Source organism: Echinicola strongylocentroti, from assembly GCF_003260975.1.
GTDB lineage: Bacteria > Bacteroidota > Bacteroidia > Cytophagales > Cyclobacteriaceae > Echinicola > Echinicola strongylocentroti.
Genome location: NZ_CP030041.1, coordinates 3,787,032 through 3,807,609 on the forward strand (window position 1 = coordinate 3,787,032; position 20,578 = coordinate 3,807,609).

The 20,578-nt window shown below is 45.6% G+C and carries 17 protein-coding genes and 1 pseudogene; 13 read left to right on the forward strand and 5 right to left on the reverse strand.

All coding sequences use genetic code 11. The annotated features are described in order from the left end of the window. Positions 1–2: 2 nt before the first annotated feature. The gene (locus tag DN752_RS14665) at positions 3–1,679 is read right to left on the reverse strand and encodes a hypothetical protein (RefSeq protein ID WP_112784643.1); all 1,677 of its coding nucleotides are present in this window, start codon (positions 1,677–1,679) and stop codon (positions 3–5) included. A 357-nt stretch (positions 1,680–2,036) separates the two neighbouring features. Between DN752_RS14665 and DN752_RS14670 the strand changes: the two genes are divergently transcribed. The 10 genes and pseudogenes from DN752_RS14670 to DN752_RS14715 all read left to right on the forward strand — a co-directional run bounded on the left by DN752_RS14670 (position 2,037) and on the right by DN752_RS14715 (position 11,323). After that, positions 2,037–2,282 carry a type B 50S ribosomal protein L31 gene (locus DN752_RS14670; protein ID WP_015265566.1) on the forward strand — a complete coding sequence of 82 codons (246 nt, stop codon included), beginning with the start codon at positions 2,037–2,039 and terminating at the stop codon, positions 2,280–2,282. A 78-nt stretch (positions 2,283–2,360) separates the two neighbouring features. Continuing rightward, positions 2,361–3,559, forward strand: a pseudogene (locus tag DN752_RS14675) (GlmU family protein). 16 nt (positions 3,560–3,575) lie between these two features. Next, complete coding sequence (locus tag DN752_RS14680) at positions 3,576–4,718, forward strand: DNA polymerase III subunit (protein WP_112784644.1); 1,143 nt, start codon at positions 3,576–3,578, stop codon at positions 4,716–4,718. Beyond that, positions 4,715–5,158 (forward strand): ATP-dependent zinc protease family protein, encoded by a 444-nt coding sequence (locus DN752_RS14685; protein WP_112784645.1) that lies wholly within the window; start codon positions 4,715–4,717, stop codon positions 5,156–5,158. Before DN752_RS14680 ends, DN752_RS14685 begins: the two co-directional genes overlap by 4 nt. Further along, positions 5,155–6,063, forward strand: a complete 909-nt coding sequence (rimK, locus tag DN752_RS14690) for a 30S ribosomal protein S6--L-glutamate ligase (RefSeq protein ID WP_112784646.1) — start codon at positions 5,155–5,157, stop codon at positions 6,061–6,063. Before DN752_RS14685 ends, rimK begins: the two co-directional genes overlap by 4 nt. Beyond that, complete coding sequence (hemC, locus tag DN752_RS14695) at positions 6,063–6,998, forward strand: hydroxymethylbilane synthase (RefSeq protein WP_211324059.1); 936 nt, start codon at positions 6,063–6,065, stop codon at positions 6,996–6,998. The genes rimK and hemC overlap by 1 nt, the downstream gene beginning before the upstream one ends. A 1-nt stretch (position 6,999) precedes the next feature. Continuing rightward, positions 7,000–7,842, forward strand: coding sequence for a peptidylprolyl isomerase (locus DN752_RS14700; RefSeq protein ID WP_112784648.1), 843 nt, complete (start codon positions 7,000–7,002; stop codon positions 7,840–7,842). Beyond that, positions 7,823–8,755 carry an SDR family oxidoreductase gene (locus DN752_RS14705; RefSeq protein ID WP_112784649.1) on the forward strand — a complete coding sequence of 311 codons (933 nt, stop codon included), beginning with the start codon at positions 7,823–7,825 and terminating at the stop codon, positions 8,753–8,755. Before DN752_RS14700 ends, DN752_RS14705 begins: the two co-directional genes overlap by 20 nt. A 254-nt stretch (positions 8,756–9,009) precedes the next feature. After that, positions 9,010–10,632 carry an alanine/glycine:cation symporter family protein gene (locus DN752_RS14710; RefSeq protein WP_112784650.1) on the forward strand — a complete coding sequence of 541 codons (1,623 nt, stop codon included), beginning with the start codon at positions 9,010–9,012 and terminating at the stop codon, positions 10,630–10,632. Between the two features lie 100 nt (positions 10,633–10,732). Further along, a complete protein-coding gene (locus tag DN752_RS14715) occupies positions 10,733–11,323 on the forward strand; it encodes a porin family protein (protein WP_112784651.1) in 591 nt (196 codons plus the stop codon). Positions 11,324–11,462: 139 nt separating this feature from the next. On the opposite strand, the gene DN752_RS14720 is transcribed toward DN752_RS14715, so the two are convergent. Further along, positions 11,463–12,029: an AraC family transcriptional regulator gene (locus tag DN752_RS14720; RefSeq protein WP_112784652.1), complete on the reverse strand. Its 567-nt coding sequence runs from the start codon at positions 12,027–12,029 to the stop codon at positions 11,463–11,465. 176 nt (positions 12,030–12,205) lie between these two features. On the opposite strand from DN752_RS14720, the gene DN752_RS14725 reads away from it, so the two are divergent. Beyond that, positions 12,206–14,191: an alpha-ketoacid dehydrogenase subunit alpha/beta gene (locus DN752_RS14725; protein WP_112784653.1), complete on the forward strand. Its 1,986-nt coding sequence runs from the start codon at positions 12,206–12,208 to the stop codon at positions 14,189–14,191. Positions 14,192–14,196: 5 nt separating this feature from the next. On the opposite strand, the gene DN752_RS14730 is transcribed toward DN752_RS14725, so the two are convergent. Together DN752_RS14730 and DN752_RS24505 are read right to left on the reverse strand one after the other, a co-directional pair. Continuing rightward, entirely contained in the window at positions 14,197–14,994 is a 798-nt protein-coding gene (locus tag DN752_RS14730) for an MOSC domain-containing protein (protein ID WP_112784654.1), read from the reverse strand. A 9-nt stretch (positions 14,995–15,003) separates the two neighbouring features. Next, a complete protein-coding gene (locus DN752_RS24505) occupies positions 15,004–15,285 on the reverse strand; it encodes a hypothetical protein (protein ID WP_162633224.1) in 282 nt (93 codons plus the stop codon). Between the two features lie 504 nt (positions 15,286–15,789). Here DN752_RS24505 and dnaK point away from each other — a divergent pair. Next, positions 15,790–17,721 (forward strand): molecular chaperone DnaK, encoded by a 1,932-nt coding sequence (dnaK, locus tag DN752_RS14740; protein WP_112784656.1) that lies wholly within the window; start codon positions 15,790–15,792, stop codon positions 17,719–17,721. A gap of 396 nt (positions 17,722–18,117) precedes the next feature. Beyond that, the gene (locus DN752_RS14745) at positions 18,118–18,492 is read left to right on the forward strand and encodes a co-chaperone GroES (protein ID WP_112784657.1); all 375 of its coding nucleotides are present in this window, start codon (positions 18,118–18,120) and stop codon (positions 18,490–18,492) included. A gap of 179 nt (positions 18,493–18,671) precedes the next feature. On the opposite strand, the gene DN752_RS14750 is transcribed toward DN752_RS14745, so the two are convergent. Beyond that, positions 18,672–20,462 (reverse strand): ABC transporter ATP-binding protein, encoded by a 1,791-nt coding sequence (locus tag DN752_RS14750; RefSeq protein WP_112784658.1) that lies wholly within the window; start codon positions 20,460–20,462, stop codon positions 18,672–18,674. Between the last annotated feature and the right edge of the window lie 116 nt (positions 20,463–20,578).

Below are 20,578 nucleotides of genomic sequence, written 5' to 3' on the forward strand. Positions count from 1 at the left end.
TATTAGTAGTTAAACGCTTCCCTAGCAATGTTCAGTCGGAGGGAAAGGTGCGAGTAGTTGCTGACATTTGGCATATCGAGGTTGTCTGCGGTATGCCTTCGGTAGCTATGGCCAAGGTCGATAAATAAGTTATGCTTCAGCATATAGGAAGCCGTTAAATTCCCCATGAGCAGTTTGTTCTCTATTCCCTGGCCGATGGTATGTCCATAAAGTCCCAATCCTTCAGTGCCTTCGAGTCGGTTTTTTAACAGGTCTCCCCCCATATTGGTGGTTTCGTCAGGGTCTGTTCCATATAAATGGTATATCCCTGTAAAATTAAGGGAAAGTTTTGGAAGTGGCTGGTAGCGGATTATTCCAATTGCCTCACGGAAATTAGCACCTCGTGGATGGGCGATGGGAGTCCGATAATTGGTGTAGGACTGGTATTCGAATTTTTCCTGATAAGTATAAGGCCTGGCCTGATTGAATTCAAGTTGTAGGTCGAGATTGGAGATGTTGAAGACATTGATGTACTTGTAGCCGAGCTGCAGACCATGTTTGTTGCGTTTGGAGTTTTTGCCGTCTACGCCAAAAAACTCCCCAAAGACAAACTCATCCAAAGCAAACTGTCCATATAATTGCATGGAATGGGCAAAGTTCCACTTGAAATCTGTGCCGAGCATGACCTTGTCCGGGGTGCCTAGCTGGTGTTCTACCCATCGATAGAAGATCACGGGGTTGAAATAAGACCAATCTGCTTGGCTGGCCATGACTGATTCAAACAGGCCAATGTTCAGCCGTTTGCCGATGTTGATTCCTAGTCGGTGTAGCGAGAACCACTTATGTGGATAGCGGCCGTCCTCAGGCCTGTTTCGACTGTTAAGGAATACATCTGCCGTCATCTCTGACCACATCATCGTGTATTGCAGTTTCCAGATGTTAACGTTCAATTTAAGGAACATGTAGGGATTGGAGAAGTCCGAAAGGATCATCGAGCGGTAGCCTTCCCCGACAAAGTTCCTGTCATGGCCCATTTGGGCGTCGATGTGTTTGGAGACCTGAAAGGTGAAGTAGCCCCTTGCGGCAAAGTAGCTATACCCATGGTCGCCGTATCGCTTCCAGAACCCTTGGCCTGGTACCGCACCGTTATGCTCGATGTACTCTTCTGTCCAAGTAGGGAAGATCACTTCATTACTGGTCAGGTAAGTGTAAAATCCCACTTTTCTGTCGATGCTGCCTCTCAGTTCGATGCCTCTTGTGTTCCTGAAATTTGTCGCTTCGGCGGCCGTTTCATTGCCCCCCCTAAAATAGATGACCGGATTTACATGGACATCAAAATCCTTGTCCCTGTAATAATAAAAGTCCGATGGTTTTTTATATATCTTCTTCCATAGTGGCTTCTTGGAAAAGTCCGTTTCCCCTTTCGAAAATTCCCAGTTGTCATTTTTAAGGTAATTAAAATTAAAGGCGTCTACCTTTCCAGGGTGGTCGTGGGCGATGGTGTCCAAATAAGTGGTGACATTGTCCCTTCTCAGGGGCTTGAACCCTGTATGGTAACTAGGGGCAAAGTCCCCATTGAGGATTTCGTAGCGATCAAGCAAATGATAATACGCCCTATCATAAGGGATAAATGCACTTTGGGCAGTACAAAATCCGGTCAATAGAAACAAAAATCCCGAGAACAGTAAAAATCTTCTCATCATTGGTGGTGTTGATTTACGTCAAGCTTGGTTTTGCCTACAAAACTTAGAACAATAATCCATTATTGCCATAATTTTAATTTAAAAGTTATGGACATACAGGAAATAAAAGGTGATAAAGAAGAGAAAATACCCTAGTGGAATTAATAAACCAAGGGTGCCTGTCGCTCTTCTGATATGATCTTTTGTGATCAAAACTGGCAAAATAGCCGGGATTTTCCCAATTTTGGAGCGAATAGCACGTTGATAACCTATAAGTTAAATAATTCATTAATAAACATTTGGAGACTTTTATAAAAAAGGATAACTTTGTGCCTCCATTTGAAAAAGCGACATTTAATATAAATAGGGATTACCATGAAAAAAGACATTCATCCAAACTACAGAGAGGTGGTTTTCTATGACACTTCCAGTGAATATAAATTTCTTACCAAGTCTACGATCGAAACTGACGAGACCATTACATGGGAAGATGGAAACGAATATCCTCTTTATAAAGTGGAAGTGAGCTCTAACTCTCACCCTTTCTACACCGGTAAGAAAATGCTTCTTGATACTGCCGGTCGTGTGGAGAAATTCAACAGAAGATACAAAAAGAAATAATTCATTTCTTTATCGTAAAAGTATCTTTAAAAAGTCTCTTGGAAATTGTATTCCAAGAGACTTTTCTATTTTTGTAGCATGGAGCAAATTACACTATTTGACGACCCGGCATATCGGGGATCTCTTTTACCGTTTACTTTTACGCGCCCAGTGGCAGAAATCCGCGTGGGCATCCTGACCATTCGCGAGAAGTGGGAGAAATACTTGGATGCATCTGCGGGTTTTATGACCTCGGATTATCTTCAGGATAAGTTTCCGTCATCGGCATCCAGCAATTACTTTATCAATGGAGGCCTCTGTCCCGATCAGGGGCTGGTAACAGCAATAAAAACCCTAAAAAAGGGCCAAAGTCTCTATCAGGAAAACACCCTGCTGGCTGCCTATTCAGATGATTCTGCATTCAGTATCGATGGTCTCAAGGAAAGAAGTGAAGTGGTGGCCTATGAGGGGGAGATCACGTTGATTCATCGCAATTGGCATATATTTCAATTTAACGCCTTGGAGTTAAGAAAGGACTTTGTCCTGCTTACTACCAATCGCACTTCTGCTGGCATCAATGATCCCCATACGATCGCCTACCACCCAGAGATGATCTTTGTGGAGGAGGGAGCCAAGATCAGGGCTGCCGTACTCAATGCCGAAGATGGCCCCATTTATATTGGCAAAAATGCGCAGGTACAAGAGGGGGCGTTGATCAAAGGACCTTTTGCGCTGTGCGAAGGGTCGACAGTGAACATGGGGGCAAGATGCGTGGGGACAGCACCATTGGGCCTTTCTCGAAAGTGGGAGGTGAGGTGTCCAATTCGGTCATCTTTGGCCACAGCAATAAAGGTCATGATGGGTTTATTGGTAATACGGTGATCGGGGAGTGGTGTAACTTTGGCGCCGATACCAATATATCCAATCTAAAAAACAACTACGCTCCTGTCAAAGTCTGGGACTATACCAAGGGTAGCTTCGCAAATACTGGCCTGCAGTTTTGTGGCCTAATGATGGGCGATCACTCCAAGACAGGGATAAATACCATGTTCAATACCGGGACGGTCGTGGGAGTGGGAGCGAATGTGTTTGGAGCTGGTTTTCCGCGGACTTTTGTGCCGTCATTCTCATGGGGAGGAGTCAGTGGCACCAATACATTCCAAATGAGTAAATTCGTGGAAACCGCCACAAAGGTGATGGAGAGGAGGGGAATCGTATTCGATGACAAGGAAAAAGCCGTGATCAGAAAAGTATTTGATCTGACCAAGGCGTACCGGATTTGGGATAAGGAAGTTTAAGCAAAATCGCTCATAGATGTTATTTTCGTCCATACCAGGCTTAGAGGAAACCAAGGAACGGCTGATTCAAGCCATTAATAATAATCACCTGGCACATGCCTTGTTGTTTCACGGTCCAGAAGGGGCTGCCAATCTCAAAATGGCCCTTGCCTTGGCGACCTATGTCAACTGTGAAAACCCCGGGGAACATGATGCCTGTGGTGCTTGCAGTGCGTGCCAAAAGATGGCCAAGCTCGTCCACCCTGACCTGAGTTTTACCTTTCCTGTTCCAAGCAGCTTGGTCAAGGAAGATGATGACAAAAACAGAAAAGTCGATATTTTGTCTCCGTGGAGGGACTTTGTGCTGACCAAGCCCTATGGGAACTTACAGGATTGGGTTTATCACAATGGCTTCGAGAAAAAACAGCTGAATATTTCCAAAGCAGCAGCGAAGCAGATCATCCAGACCGTTTCGCTGAAGTCTTTTGAGGGAGGGTACAAGACGATCTTGGTCTGGATGCCTGAGCTGATGCATACCGCGGCAGCCAATGCCTTGCTGAAAGTGCTGGAAGAACCTCCAGAAAAGACGCTTTTTCTGATGGTGGCCCATCAGCCCGAGCAGTTGTTGACGACTATTCTCAGCAGGACGCAGAAAGTACTCGTCAGGGCTTTTTCTGATGAGGAGGTAAAAGAACACCTGATCGAAGAAAGTCTTTGCTCTCGTGAGGCCGCACTCCAAGTGGCTCCGCTCGCCAATGGCAATATGAGAGAAGCCTATCGGCTGGTAGATCAGGTGATTGATGAAAATACGGCAAAGTTTAGGGATTGGATGAGAATTTGCTTTACCTTAGATATCAACAATATCATGTCCCTTGCAGAGAGTTTTCAGGGTTTTGACAAGGAAGGCCAAAAGGCACTTTTTCTGACAGGTCTGAACATCCTCAGGGAAAGTCTGCTAAAGAGAAGCCAATTGGAAGAATTAATGCGGACGGCGCCATCAGACAGGGAGTTTGTGGAGAATTTCAGTCTCAAAGCGCTGACAGAAGATAAAATTGTAAACATCTACCGGCTGTTAAATACCGCACATTACCACTTGGAGAGAAATGCCAACGCCAAGATATTGTTTGCAGACCTCTCTTTTGACATGGCAAAAGTACTTCGAAAAAAGGAAACCACATGAAAAAGCATGTTATCGGCAGAAGGGAAAAAATCAGTCTCCCGGAGTGGGGGTTGAGAGTGATTTCTGCTAAGGTAGATACGGGGGCCTATACCAATGCAATCCACTGTAAATGGGTGGAGGAGAAGGAAGTGGAGGGACAGCGTGTGTTGGAATTTAAGCTATTGTCCCCAGAGCACAGACTATATTCTGGCAAGGTGGTGCGCACCAAAAGGTACACCCAGAAGAAGGTGAAAAATTCCTTTGGAAATGCCGAATTAAGGTATAAAGTCACCACCAAGGTGGCGATGTTTGACGAGACCTTTGACGTGGAGTTTACACTTTCGGACCGTTCAAAAATGAGGAATGCGCTATTGCTCGGTAGAAAGATGCTTCGTGGCAAATTTTTGGTTGATGTAGACCAGACAAACTTATCCAAAAAATATAAAGTAGCTAAGCAATGAGAATAGCCGTGCTTTCCCGAAATCCAAACCTATATTCTACACGTAGATTACGTGAAGCGATCATCGCATCAGGCCATGAAGCGCTTATCATCGATCACTCTCTTTGTGATTTGGTGATCGAGCAAGAAGGACCTTCCATCTTTTATAGGGGTGAAAAATTATCCAATATCGATGCGATCATTCCGAGAATTGGTGCATCTGTGACGTTTTATGGAACGGCAGTGGTCCGCCAGTTTGAGCTGATGGGCGTTATATCTGCGGTGGAGTCACAAGCCATTGTGCGGAGCAGGGATAAGTTGCGCAGTTTACAGATTCTTTCCCGAGAAGGACTAGGGATGCCAAAGACGGCTTTTACCAATTTCTCCAAAGGAGGAGAAAAACAGCTCATCGATCAAGTGGGAGGCGCTCCCTTGATTATTAAGCTACTGGAAGGCACCCAAGGGTTGGGAGTGGTGCTTGCAGAAACCAGAAAGGCCGGTCAATCCGTGATTGAAGCGTTCCACGGGTTGAAGGCACGGGTCATTGTCCAAGAATTCATTAAGGAAGCCAAAGGTGCCGATATAAGGGCTTTTATAGTCAATGGCAAGGTAGTGGGAGCCATGAAGCGGCAAGGCGAAGAGGGAGAATTCCGCTCCAACCTGCACCGTGGAGGGAAAGCCACTGTTATTAAATTGTCAGCTTCAGAGCGGAAAGCTGCATTGGGGGCAGCCAAGGCCCTAGGGCTGGCTGTGGCCGGAGTGGATATGCTTCAGTCCGCGCGAGGACCATTGATCTTGGAGGTGAACAGTTCGCCGGGACTGGAAGGTATAGAGAAGGCTACAGGAGTGAATATTGCAGGCAAAATCATTCAGTATATTGAAGAGACTGCCAATAAAAAATTATCGAAAAGAAAAATCAAAGAATAATGCAGCCTATACGAATAGGAACACGGGGCAGTAAACTTGCCCTTTTTCAGGCACATCATATTGCGGACCTTTTACAGCTCCAAGGCTTTCAGACGGAAATTGTCGTGATTACCACCAAGGGAGATAAGATCCTGGATGTATCCATTTCAAAAATCGGGAGCAAGGGAGTGTTTACCGAAGAGCTGGAGGAGCAGCTGGCCAGTGGAGATGTGGACATTGCCGTACACAGCGCCAAGGACATGCCTTCTTCTTTGCCAGATGGATTTGAGCTTATCTCCTATACCAAGAGAGAAAAGGTCAATGATGTTATTTTGAGCCACCGCGAAGATATTGATTACAAGAATCCACGTAAACCCTTGCTTTTGGGGACATCTTCTACCCGAAGGGTGGCCACACTCAAGCATTATTATCCGCATGTCAAAACGGTGGAAGTAAGGGGCAATCTCCAGACTCGGATCAAAAAAATGGAGGAAGGCACCTGCGATGCCTTGTTGTTGGCTTATGCGGGGGCGCACAGGATGGGCTATGATGAACTGATCCGCCATGAGCTTTCGCTGGATGAATTTACACCGGCAGTGGGGCAAGGGAGTATAGCTGTAGAGGCTTTTGAAACGCTGGATCCAGCACTCAAAAAGCAAATCGTGGCAGCTACGCACCACACAGAGACGGGGTATCGGCTAAGAGCGGAGAGGAGTTATCTTAAGATCCTAGAAGGAGGATGCAGCATTCCGGTTTTTTGTTTGGCGCACTATCGGGCAGGACAGGTGGATATGAGTGGGGGGATCATTAGCCTAGATGGTAAAGAGCGGATCCAGCATGAGGTGTCAGGCCCGGCAGATGAGGCAGAAATGGTAGGAAAGAGCTTGGCAGAAAAGGTGATCCAGTCAGGAGGGGATCGCATTTTAAAAGAGATTAGACAGCAACTTAACAATTAACATGAAAATACATTTCCTTGGACTGGCCTTATTACTGTCCTTGCTGATTTCCTGTTCTTCCCAAAAGGATTCACTTATTAAAATCCACACCAGACACGGCGATATCTTTGCCATTCTCTATGATGAAACACCAAAGCATAAAGAGAACTTTATCAAGCTGGCAGAGGCTGGGAGATTTGACAGTACGGAGTTTCACCGCATCATCGATAACTTCATGATCCAAGGCGGAGACGTCTTTACCAAAGAGGGCTTGCCCGAGTCGGAATGGTATACTATTCCGGCAGAGCTTGGCCGAGGATATGTCCATGAAAAAGGGGCACTGGCCGCAGCACGACAATCAGATCATGTCAATCCCGAAAAACGATCCAGTGGATGTCAGTTTTATATCGTGGAGGGAAGGGTCTACAGTGAAGAAGAGCTGACTACTGATATCAAAGGTCTTCAGAAACAGTTTATGAAGTACATTTCACTGGAAAGCCAGCGTGCACTTGCCGAGCAATACGTGCAGCTCTATGAGGAAGAGAAATACGATGAGATGACCGAGTTGATGCTGTCCAAAAAAGAAGCAATAGAAGATTTTTTGCATGTCAACCTATCCAAAGAAATGACAGAAGAATCCATTGAAGCATTTACTACCGTCGGGGGGAACCCCCACTTGGATGAGGGAGGGTATACTGTCTTTGGAAAGGTGATCAAAGGCATGGATGTCGTGGACAAGATTTCGGAAGAAAAAACAGCGGCGATGGACAGGCCGGTTGATCCGGTCTATATTACGGTAGAAGTAGCAAAAGTACCCAAAAAGAAAATCACAAAAGAATACGGCTTTGAATATCCAGAAGAATAACAAACCCAGCCTTCTGATCACAGGGGCAAATGGCCTCCTGGGCCAAAAACTGGTCAAACGGCTGCTCGAAAAGAAAACCTTCAATGTGATCGCAACAGGCAGAGGGGCTTGTAGGCTTCCCCGTGAGTGGGAAGGGTTTGCCTACGCTTCTATGGACATTACCAACAAGGCAAATGTCCTGGAGGTTTTTCAGCAATATACTCCAGAAGTGGTCATCCATGGTGCAGCCATGACCAATGTCGATGAATGTGAGACCTCTCAAGAGGCCTGCTACCAGCAAAATGTGGCCGCTGTAGCTAATATTATAATCGCTGCTGAAAAAAGCAATAGCTACTTGGTACATGTGTCGACCGATTTTATATTTGATGGGGAGGGAGGTCCCTATTCGGAAGAAGCTGTGCCATTACCGATCAACTACTATGGTGAGACGAAGCTGCAAGCCGAAGCGTTGATCCGGCAATCTAAGCTGAATTGGGGGATTGCTCGGACGGTGTTGGTGTATGGGATTTCCCATGACATGAGCAGGTCAAACATTGTGCTTTGGGTGAAGAAATCCCTTGAGGAAGGCAAGGAGCTACAGTTAGTGGATGATCAGTGGAGGACGCCCACCTTGGCGGAGGATCTGGCAGAGGGCTGTATCCTTATGGCCGAGAAGCGTGCAAAGGGTGTTTTTAACATCTCTGGAGATGAGTTGTTGACGCCTTATGATATGGCTATCCAGACAGCTGAATTCTTTGAATTGGACAAAACCAAGATCAATAAAACGGATTCCAGTGCCTTTAAGCAGACCGCTAAAAGACCCATGAAAACAGGCTTTGTCATCCAAAAAGCTAAAGATCAGTTGAAATTTAAACCAAAAAGTTTCAAGGAAGGAATTGAAATTCTGGCAAAACAGCTTAATTTAGCCCATTGAAAAAAAGAACATTCGTCAGAATAAATCCTATTTTGCCTCTTTACCTTATGGCTTTTATCCCCAATATCAGTTGTTACCTTTTTATTAAAGGCTACATTCCCAACGAGGGAAGGTGGAGTTTGGCGTTATAACGCCCACTCCCAATGGAAGGATGAAGGAGTATACAAGTCAGGTAACCAGTAGTGTAAGGGTGAGTAAGGTGAAGGTTCGTGTGTTAAAAGGCTTAAGTATACCAATCAAATAAAAAACATATCATGTATAGAAAACTTCTATCCTTCTTGATTTTTCTTTTTCCTATATCGCTTCTTGCACAAGAGGCCGCTCCAACTGAAGAATTGAGTTTTGGACAAAGAATAGACCGATCTTTCCAGCCTATTGCCGATGCTTGGGAGAGTTTAGTGCTTTATCCAATACCCATTGGTGGCTATGATATTCCGATTGTGCTGATCCTGCTTGTTTCTGGTGCTACATTTTTTACGATTTACTTTGCAGTACCTGGTATCACCAAAATGGGCCTTTCGATCAACACGGTTCGAGGAAAATACGATGACTTAGAAAGAAATTATAGAGACCCGGAAAATCCCAATGTGATCCCCGATGAGGCCAAAGGCGGAGAGGTGAGTCACTTTCAGGCCTTGGCTACGGCAGTTTCCGGAACAGTAGGCTTGGGAAATATTGCGGGTGTGGCGGTAGCCATTGCCTTGGGTGGCCCAGGAGCTACCTTTTGGATGATTATCTGCGGTTTGCTGGGAATGAGCACGAAATTCGTGGAGTGTACCCTTGGGGTAAAATACCGAGATATAGAAGATGACGGCACCGTACACGGTGGCCCGATGTATTACCTGTCACGTGGCTTGGGGCATGACCTGAAAAAGGGTCGTCTAGGGCAGTTTTTGGGAGGCCTTTTTGCAGTGCTCTGCGTAGGAGCCTCTTTTGGAGGAGGAAATGCCTTCCAATCCAACCAAGCAGCTTCTCAGATTGCCAACTTGACAGGGATCAATTTTCAGACGAATGGTTTTTGGATCGGAGTAGTGCTGGCGGTATTGGTAGCTGTTGTGATCATAGGTGGTATCAAAAGAATTGCGACCATTACAGAAAAAGTAGTGCCCGTAATGGCTGCTGTGTATGTATTGGCATCATTGATCATTCTTGGTGCACATTATGATTATGTCGATGATGCCATTGGGCTGATTATCGAAGGGGCATTTACGCCGATGGCCGGTTTGGGAGGAATGCTTGGAGTGTTGATCGTTGGATTTCAGCGAGCAGCATTTTCCAATGAAGCCGGTGCTGGTTCTGCAGCGATCGCCCACTCTGCCGTGAAGACGAAGTTTCCGGCGAGTGAAGGCGTTGTGGCCTTATTGGAGCCGTTGATCGATACGGTGGTCGTATGTACGATGACGGCATTGGTGATTATCTTTTTTAATATTGACGGTGGGTTGAATAACGTAGAGAGTATTTTTACCTACGGTGGAGACGGAAGTGGCAATGTGGTGCTGAAAGACTCTGGAGCTTCTATCGGTGGAGTGGAATTGACCACGATGGCGTATGATTCCGTGATCCCACATTTCTCGTATGTGCTGACTGTCGCCATCATTCTGTTTGCATTCTCCACAATGATCTCATGGTCCTATTATGGGTTGCAATCTTGGAAATACCTTTTTGGAAGAAGCAAGGCTGCCGACTTGACGTACAAGTTATTGTTCATCGCATTCATCATTATTGGAGCTTCTACGACGCTAAATGCCGTCGTGAAATTCTCCGATGCCATGATATTGGCCTTGGTATTCCCTAATATGATTGGGTTATTCTTCCTGTTTCCAAAAGTGAAGCTTGAGCTGAAAAGATATATGGCTGCAATAAAAACACAAAAATAAGCTGTTTGCCAAACAAAAGGAATAGCACTTGTATATTGGCAGGGTATTTGAAACTGATGAGGCCTGTTAAGCAAGTGTTTATTTAAAATATGTGATCGTAATGAGAAAAATTTGGTTTTTGGTCATTGCCTTTCTAAGCGTGAGTGCGGCCGGCCGGGCACAGGATTTCAGTATTGGGCCTAAGTTTGGGGTTTCCCAAGGAAATATTCAAGTGGATGGAGATGGGTACGAGAGTGGTAGCGAAAAATTGGGTTACCATGTAGGTGCCTTTGTGAGAATGGGAGGCAATTCTCTTTATTTGCAGCCGGAGGTACTCTATGTCAATACAGGCGGAGAGATCAAAGAGTCACAAGGAGACAATGAGAGAACGTATGAAGCATCGTTCAATCGGTTTGATGTGCCCATTATGTTGGGCTTTAAGCTAGGAGATGTTTTCAGGATTCAAGGTGGACCAGTAGCCAGCTTCTTGCTTAATTCAAAATTCAAGAACGACATTGTGCCAGACCCTGAGCCAGAATATAAAAATGCTACAGTAGGATATCAGGCTGGTATTGGCTTTGATATAGCCAATATGATCATCGATTTAAAATACGAAGGTTCGCTGAGCAAACAATCTGAGAGCATCGCGGGATTTGATACGGACCAGCGGCAAAATCAGCTTATCGTCTCCTTGGGTCTTCGGTTATTTTGAACCCGGAATATGCATTGGCCTATCTACGCCACGGCGCATAAGTATTGCGACTTGATAAATCGGGTTGAACCAACACTAAAAAACACTAAAAAGGCGGCTCTATCAGGGCGGCCTTTTTTTGCCGTTTTCTAGAGGTAGGCTACTTAAGTTGGTCTAAGCCAGAACGGGGTTTTTCCTGAAGCTTTTTGTAGGCTGATGGCGTCATGCCCGTGGTTTTTTTGAATTGTCCGGATAAATGCTGAACACTGCTATAACCTAATTTCCAGGCAATTTCGCTAAGCTGTAATTCTTGGTTGAAGAGCAATTCTTTTGCTTTTTCCAGCTTTAGCCTGATAAAGTATTTTTCAATGGTGGAACCTTCCTTGCTGCTGAAAAGGTGGCTCATTTTGCTGTAATCCTGACCAATTTCGTCGCCAAGGTATTTGGCTAAGCTTAAGGAGGCGGGGATTTCGTCCAGTAGTACCAGTTCGTGCAGTTTGTTTTTGATCCGCTCGATGAGGCGGCTGTCAGGGTCTTGGATAAGTCCAAAGCCAAGTTTTTCCAAGTGGGTTTTCAACTCGGATAGCTTGGACGGTGCTGGAAGTGTATCCAGTGTTACCTTGCCCAAATCCACTTTTTCAAAAGGTACGTTTTGTTCCTTCAGAATACTTTCCACCGCCATGATACAGCGCGGACAGACCATGTTTTTTACCAATAACTCAGACATACTTCTTTAAACCGAATTTTCATGGTATAAGTTTGCCTTTTTGGCAGTAAAAGTAGTGAAGTGGAGTGGGAGGTTTGGGAAGTCAAGAATCTTGGTGGCTTTGATGACATATTTTAGTCCATTGTTGAAGAATTGAGTAGGCTGGAGTAGCTTTGCTGTAACTACACCGTGAGATTATGCCCCAAGATATGGTTTTTGACAGAAAGCGTTTGAGCGATAGTGACCTGCTTCACTTTTATGAGAAGCTGCTCATGCCGCGGAAGATTGAGGAAAAGATGCTTCTCTTACTACGGCAAGGCAAAATCTCCAAATGGTTTAGTGGCTGGGGGCAGGAAGCCATCTCGATAGCCGCTGTAATGGCCATGAAGGAGGAGGAGTTTTTACTGCCCATGCACCGCAATTTGGGTGTTTTTACTGGTAGGGATGTTCCGTTGGATCGGTTGTTTGCACAGTTTCAAGGAAAGGTATCGGGCTTCACCAAGGGGCGGGACCGTTCCTTCCATTTCGGGTCTCTGGAACATCATATCGTTGGGATGATTTCCCATTTGGGGCCTCAGCTGGCGGTGGCAGATGGGATTGCCCTGGCCAGCAAACTCTCGGGAGAAAACAAGGCTACATTGGTCTTTACGGGAGATGGTGCTACTTCAGAAGGGGATTTTCACGAAGCATTGAATGTGGCGTCTGTCTGGCAGCTTCCCGTGATTTTTGTTGTCGAGCATAATGGTTACGGGCTTTCTACCCCCAGTGAGGAACAGTTTCGTTTCAAGCAATTTGTCGATAAAGGAGCGGGCTATGGTATGGACGCTGTAAAAGTGGATGGAAACAACGTGCTGGAGCTGTACCATGAGTTGTCCAAAATCGCCGAAGATATCAGGACACGCCCCAGGCCATTTTTGGTAGAGGCCATGACTTACCGAATGCGAGGGCACGAGGAATCCTCAGGGACCAAGTACGTGCCAAAGGCTTACTTCGAGGAGGGAAGAAAAAGTGATCCTTTAGAAAGCTATGAGGCCTTTTTGGTAGGAATAGGCCTGCTTGACAGTAATGCTAGAAGGGCGGTTGAAAGTAGGGTAGATGCTCAAATAGAAGCAGGGCTTAAAGCGGCTTTTGGGGCGCCTACTCCTGAGGCGAGTGAGAAAGAAACGGATGATGTGTACTGTCCTTTTACTCTCGAAGTCACGCTGCCGGAGACTAAAGATGTCAGCCAAAAAAGATTGTTGGATGCCATAAGTGACGCATTACGATGGAGTATGCGAAAGTTTCCGAACTTGGTGCTGATGGGGCAGGATATTGGGATTTATGGTGGGGCGTTTAAAGTGACAGCGGGTTTTTTGGATGAGTTTGGGGCAGATCGGGTGCGCAATACGCCGTTATGTGAAAGTGCGATCATCGGTGCAGCACTGGGGCTTTCCATAAAAGGATATAAGACGATGGTGGAAATGCAGTTTGCCGATTTTGTGAGTTGCGGTTTTAACCAGATTGTGAATAACCTCGCCAAGATCCATTACCGTTGGGGACAGCATGCAGATGTGGTCATCCGCATGCCTACTGGAGCTGGTGTCGGTGCGGGGCCATTTCACTCCCAATCGAATGAAGCGTGGTTTTTTCATACCCCAGGACTAAAGGTAATTTACCCATCTTCCCCTCAGGATGCCAAAGGCCTGCTGTCAGCAGCGATCGAAGATCCCAATCCATGTCTGTTTTTTGAGCATAAGGCGCTCTATCGATCGATTACAGAACAGGTGCCGGATGATTATTATACCTTGGAAATAGGTAAGGCCAACTTGGTGAAAGAAGGCAATCAGCTGACGGTGGTGACCTACGGGATGGGAGTGCACTGGGCAAAGAAAGCAATCGAGGAACATGATGTCAGCGCAGATGTATTGGATTTGCGCACACTACTGCCGTGGGACAAGGAAAGTGTGGCGCTCTCCGTAAAGAAAACCAATAAGGTGATCATCCTGCACGAAGATAGCCTGACCGGTGGCATTGGGGCGGAGATTGCTGCCTGGATCAGTGAGCACTGCTTTGAGTGGTTGGATGCGCCGGTGATGCGTGAGGGGAGTTTGGATACTCCTGTGCCTTTTGCGGCTACCTTGGAGGCGGACTTTCTGCCTGAGAGGCGTTTCAGGGAAAAGCTACTTGCGCTACTGGCGTATTGATGGGGTTATTGGATGATGTTGACTTTATCGCCTATTTTTACCCTTCCCCTTTCGAGCGCAATCATGTTTTGGCCAAAAAGCACTTTTTTGTCCTTTAGCCGATAGGTGGAAAGCGTTTTTAAAGGCTCTTTGCCCTTTGTTCCCGTTTGTTGGTCCACGGTGGTCATGACGCAGCGAGCACAGGGTTTGGTGACTTTAAATGTGCACTTCCCGATCTGAAGTTGCTCCCATCCATCTTCTTCAAATGCTTCGCATCCGCTGATGACGATATTAGGGCGGAAACGCTCCATGGGGACAGCCAGTTCCAAACGCTGGTTGAGGTCGTCAAGCGAAGCCTGACTGATCAGCAGATAAGGCATGGCATCTGCAAAACTGACCGTTTCGTCGTTTACAGCGTATTTTTCTTTGATCGATCGGGTGGTGTTTTCTGGCATAAATACCAAGTGGCATGGAGTGGCCAGCATCTTCGAGAACCAATGGTCCACTTCGGGGTTTACGATTTGCCCTGATACCACATCATCCCAGACGCTTACTTCCATCAACTGATCCGTTTCGGGAGTGAAGGGGATGTTGATCTTTTGGTGGGGATGGAGCTTATGGAGGACCTCTAAGCCTTGATCGTTAAGATTTACTTGAAGAAGGGCCATAATAGGCAGTGCGCGCTGAGTCATAAAAGTACCTGTGTCGTCGACCAACATCCATCGTCGGTCCCACCGAAAGCCTTTGGTAAGTACTTCTGCTTCATCCAAGCGAATTCCGCCAAGGGATTTGATGGGGTAAATGTAAATGTCCTGTACTTGCATGTCGTGGTTTTAGTAACCTAATTTAAGGTTTTGTCGCGAAAAATCATGGAAAAGAGATGGGGAGTTCAGGGCAAAAGCATTTATCAGTTCTTGAGGCTGCTCCGACGAACTAGGAAAGCACTTGGACAGAATGTGTTCTGTTGGCGTGTTGGACTCTTTGGGTGGGGCGTGAGTAATATTGTTTTGGGAAAGGGATTCCTCCTTCCACTCAGAAATAAAAAAGGAAACGATCATCCCGATGAGCAAGACCAAAAGCCATCTTAACCGTTCATTTCTCTGTGACGCATTCATGTCAAAATTTTATTTTATAGTTAGCAATTTGTTTCTGGTTCATTCTTCCCTAAAAGTGTTCTTTCCTAGCGCTCTTCAGCAAGTAGTTGTCTTGCCTTCTAATGGATAGATACACATTGAGATAAAAAGGTTGCATGAATTTCTACAGATTTGGTCTTTTTTTAAAATAAATGTGATCAATAGGCGACAGCAAGGGATGAATAGGCAGGAAAGGTGAGCGTGGACACAGCCACGTCCAGGGTTATGGAAGGATATGGCATTATAAAACCTGTCTTGTGATTGTAATTACTGGAAGGCTATCAAAAAAAGGTGACAAGGATGCATGATTCTCGGGGCGGCTTGACAGAATTACTACCTGAAGGAGATGGGATTTGTCATATTTGCTGCCATTCTGACACAGAGAATGATGAAAATGGGCTTGGCACATGACTTGTTAACTATGTTTGCGAGCGATTAAGCAAAAGAAAAGAAATCAAAGAAATAAATTAAGAAATACAATTAGTTATGGGAAAAATTATTGGTATAGACTTGGGAACCACTAACTCCTGCGTAGCCGTAATGGAGGGTAACGAGCCGGTGGTTATCCAAAACAGTGAGGGAAGAAGAACCACTCCTTCTATTGTGGCATTTTTGGACAATGGAAACGGAGAGAGAAAAGTAGGTGATCCAGCCAAAAGACAAGCTATCACCAACCCAGCCAATACCATTTCTTCTGTGAAGCGGTTCATGGGTAAAAAATTCTCAGAAGTATCTGATGAGAAGAAGCATGCTTCTTATAAAGTAGAGCAAGGTTCCAATGACACAGTAGCTGTCAAAATCGGTGACCGCAGCTATACTCCACAGGAGCTTTCGGCAATGATCCTTCAGAAAATGAAGTCCACAGCAGAGGACTTCTTGGGTCAAGAAGTAAGCGAGGCAGTTGTTACTGTACCGGCTTACTTTAATGATGCAGAGCGTCAGGCGACCAAAGAAGCTGGGCAGATTGCTGGTCTTGAAGTGAAAAGAATCATCAACGAGCCTACGGCAGCGGCCTTGGCTTATGGGATGGACAAGAAAGATCAGGATATGAAAATCGCGGTGTATGACCTTGGTGGTGGTACATTTGATATTTCTATCCTTGAGCTAGGAGATGGCGTATTTGAGGTGAAGTCTACCAACGGTGATGTCCACTTGGGTGGTGATGACTTTGACCAAGTGATCATCAACTGGCTTGCGGATGAGTTTAAGAGTGAAGAGGATATTGATCTGAAACAAGATCCAATGGCTCTTCAGCGTCTGAAAGAAGCTGCAGAGAAAGCTAAAATCGAACTTTCCAGTTCTTCTTCTACAGAAATCAACTTGCCGTATATCACTGCTACCCAAAGCGGGCCTAAGCACTTGGTAAGAAACCTTACCCGTGCGAAGTTTGAGCAGCTTTCCGAAGATTTGGTGAGACGTTCGTTGGAGCCATGTAAAAAGGCGATTTCTGATGCTGGACTTTCTGCCTCAGAGATTGACGAGGTCATCTTGGTAGGTGGTTCTACACGTATCCCAAAAATCCAAGAAGAAGTAGAGAAGTTCTTTGGTAAGAAGCCTTCCAAAGGGGTCAACCCGGATGAGGTGGTTGCGATTGGTGCAGCGATCCAAGGTGGTGTATTGACCGGAGAGGTGAAAGATGTGTTGCTATTGGATGTGACGCCACTTTCCTTGGGTATCGAAACCATGGGCGGTGTGTCTACCAAATTGATCGAAGCCAATACTACGATTCCTTCCAAGAAGTCAGAAGTGTTCTCTACAGCGGCTGATAACCAGCCGGCCGTGGATATCCACGTACTTCAAGGAGAGCGACCATTGGCCAAGGACAACAGAAGTATCGGTAGGTTCCAGTTGGCTGATATCCCGCCAGCACAAAGAGGTGTTCCTCAGATCGAGGTGACCTTCGATATTGATGCCAACGGTATCCTTCATGTGTCTGCGAAAGACAAAGGAACAGGTAAAGAGCAAAAAATCAAGATCGAAGCCTCTTCAGGACTTTCTGACGATGAAATCGAAAGAATGAAAAAAGAAGCCGAGGCCAATGCCGCTACGGATAAGGAAGAAAAAGAAAAAATCGAAAAGCTAAACCAAGCGGACAGCTTGATCTTCCAAACGGAGAAGCAGCTGAAAGAATTTGGCGATAAGCTTTCTGATGGCAACAAGACCAATATCAACGGTGCATTGGAAAAGCTGAAATCAGCACACCAAGCACAGGATCTGGAAGCCATCACTCCTGCGATCGAAGAGCTGAACAAGGCTTGGGAAGCAGCATCGACCGAGATGTATAATGCAACCCAAGGTGCCGGTGCAGAAGGTGCTGCTGGAGCAGACGCTGGAGCATCTGCAGAAGCTGGTGCTGAATCAGGTGACGGTGTCTCTGATGTAGACTATGAAGAAGTAAACGAAGAAGATAAGAAGTAAGTAATATCCTTCTTCGGGATCCATAATAAAAAAGCATCTCGAGCGATCGAGGTGCTTTTTGTGTATCTGGCCAAAGCCTCATGGTTCAACCCGGAATATGCATTAGCCTATCTGTTGCGACCTGAAACTGCTTCAAAATCAGCCGTTTCACTTTAGTTTTCGGCATAACCGTAGCGGTGCTACGCTAATGCCTCCAAACTAACTGATTTTCTTGCAATTTCAGCTCTCACTACGATTCCTAATGCATAATCCGGGTTCAAGAGTAATTTGAACCCGAAATATGCATTAGCCATCTAATGCACTTTCAGCTCTTCCCGCTATCGGGACAGGCGATGACTATTCCTAATGCATAAATCGGGTTGAAAAGGAGGTTTTATAATTAATAGGACAATAAAAATGCGATTGACAGAAGATAATAAATTGAAAAAACTGGTGGTCGTAGGAGACCGTGTACTGATCAAGCCCAAAAAGGCCAGTGAAAAAACATCCAGTGGGCTTTATCTCCCGCCAGGAGTGCAGGAGAAAGAAAAAGTACAGCAGGGGTATATTATGAAAGCTGGACCGGGCTACCCGATTCCTATGCACGTAGAGGAAGATGAGCCGTGGAAAGAAAAAGATGAAAATGTCCGTTACGTGCCCTTACAGGCAAAAGAGGGAGATTTGGCTATTTTTCTCCTGACCGGAGCACATGAGGTGATCTATGAAGGCGAGAAATTCTATATCGTTTCCCAAAATGCCATTTTGATGCTAGAGAGGGAAGAGGAGCTTTGAGGAAACAGCAAGATAGAGGAAAGAATAAAGAAGAAAGAGTAAAGAATGTTTCTCTTTGCAGGGGAGTTTAGTGGGGTAGACTGGGGAAGGAGCAAATGAGCATTGTCTAGATAAAAAAAGGCTTGAGCCAGATATCGGATCTGGGCCAAGCCTTTTTTTATTTGTATTTTACGGGTGTTTTATTTTTCCATGGTCTCACCGGACTGGGTTTGTTTTTCGTAGAGTTCGGCGTAAACGCCTTTTTTGGCCATCAGTGCTTCATGTGAACCTTCTTCTACCAATTCCCCATCGTCAAGTACGATGATTTTGTCCGCCAGTTTGGCAGAAGAAACCCTGTGAGAAATAATAATGGAGGTCCTGCCTTCCATGATTCCTTCGAGTGCGTTGAGGATGGCATTTTCCGTTTTGGTGTCCACGGCAGAGAGGCAATCGTCCAATAGTAAAATAGAAGGGTCTTTTGCAATGGCCCTGGCAATGGAGACACGTTGTTTTTGTCCGCCACTGAGGGTGATCCCCCGCTCTCCAAGACGTGTTTCAAAACCAGCAGGGAAATCCATGATGTTTTGATATACATCAGCATCTTTGGCGGCTTGTTCGACCACTTGCTGGGGGATTTTGTCTAGCCCAAATCCAATGTTGTTGGTGATACTATCGCTAAAAAGGAATACGTCCTGAGGGACATAACCGATGTTTTTGCGCAGGTGGGAGATATCGTAAGCCGCTATCGGGTGGTCGTCCACAATGATGTCGCCTGATCCGGGGTCGTACATTCTCATCAGGAGATTGGCGATGGTGGATTTACCGGAGCCAGTGGTGCCGATGATAGCCAGTGATTCGCCGGACTGGATGGAGAAAGATACGTTTTTCAATGCTTTTATTCCCGAGTCAGGATATTCGAAGGATACGTCCTTGAAGATGACTGTTCCATGAATCTCATCGGTGAGCTGCTCATCGCTGGTAATGGTGTTTTTTTCGTCGAGAAATTCATTGATCCTTGTTTGGGAAGCAGCCGCTCTCTGCACGATACTGGTAATCCATCCCAGCGAAGTGACCGGCCAAGTCAGCATATTGACATAGAGGATGAATTCAGCAATGACTCCGTAGCCAATGGTGCCATCGATCACTTGGTTGCCGCCAACATAGACTGTGATAATGGTGCTTATTCCCACCAATCCCATAATCAACGGGAAAAAGAGAGACTGGACTTTGGTAAGGCTGATGGACTTCTCTTTGTAGTCTTCACTTGCTGTAGCAAATTTCTGACTGCTGTCTTCCTCCCTCACAAATGCCTTAAGGACCCGGATACCAGAAAAAGATTCCTGAACGAAGGTGCTTAGCCCACTGAGGCTACGCTGGATCTTTTCAGAACGCTCATTGATCATGTTATTGACAATGTAAATACTGATAGAAAGTACCGGTAGTGGGAGCAGGGAGTATATGGTAAGGGGGACATTGACCGTCAGCATATAGCCAATGACCAGCGGGAAGAGCACGAGTAAATTGATGCCGTACATCAATGCCGGCCCAAAATACATCCTTACCCTGCTGACGTCTTCGGTGACCCTGGCCATCAGGTCGCCGGTGCTGTTTTTTCTGTAAAAACTTAACGGCAACTGCTGGTAGTGGGCAAAGATCTCATTTTTTAGGTCATACTCAATCAATCGGGACATCACAATGATCGTCTGCCTGATCAGAAAGAGGAAAAAACCTCTCAAAAAAGCCATGGCTAATATCAGCACACCAAAAACAAAGATGAAGTCGAGGAAAGCAGAACGGATGCTTTCTGTACTGGCTCCTTGCTCAAACATCTGGTAAAAGCTGAAGCTTTCTACTACATAATCGATCGACACCCTCACGAGTTGGGCGGGGATCATGACGAAAATATTGGAAATTATCGTAAAGAGGATACCCAAAAGGAGATATCCTTTATATTTATAGAGGTATTTATTCAGTCTCCAGAGTGAGCTCACGAAATAAAAATTTTAGAATAGTTAATTTTGCTTTAGAATAGTCTTTTTATTAGCTTTATAAGAGGGTTGTTTAGAATTTAATTCTAAAGTATTACCTTTGCTGAAAGACTTACCCA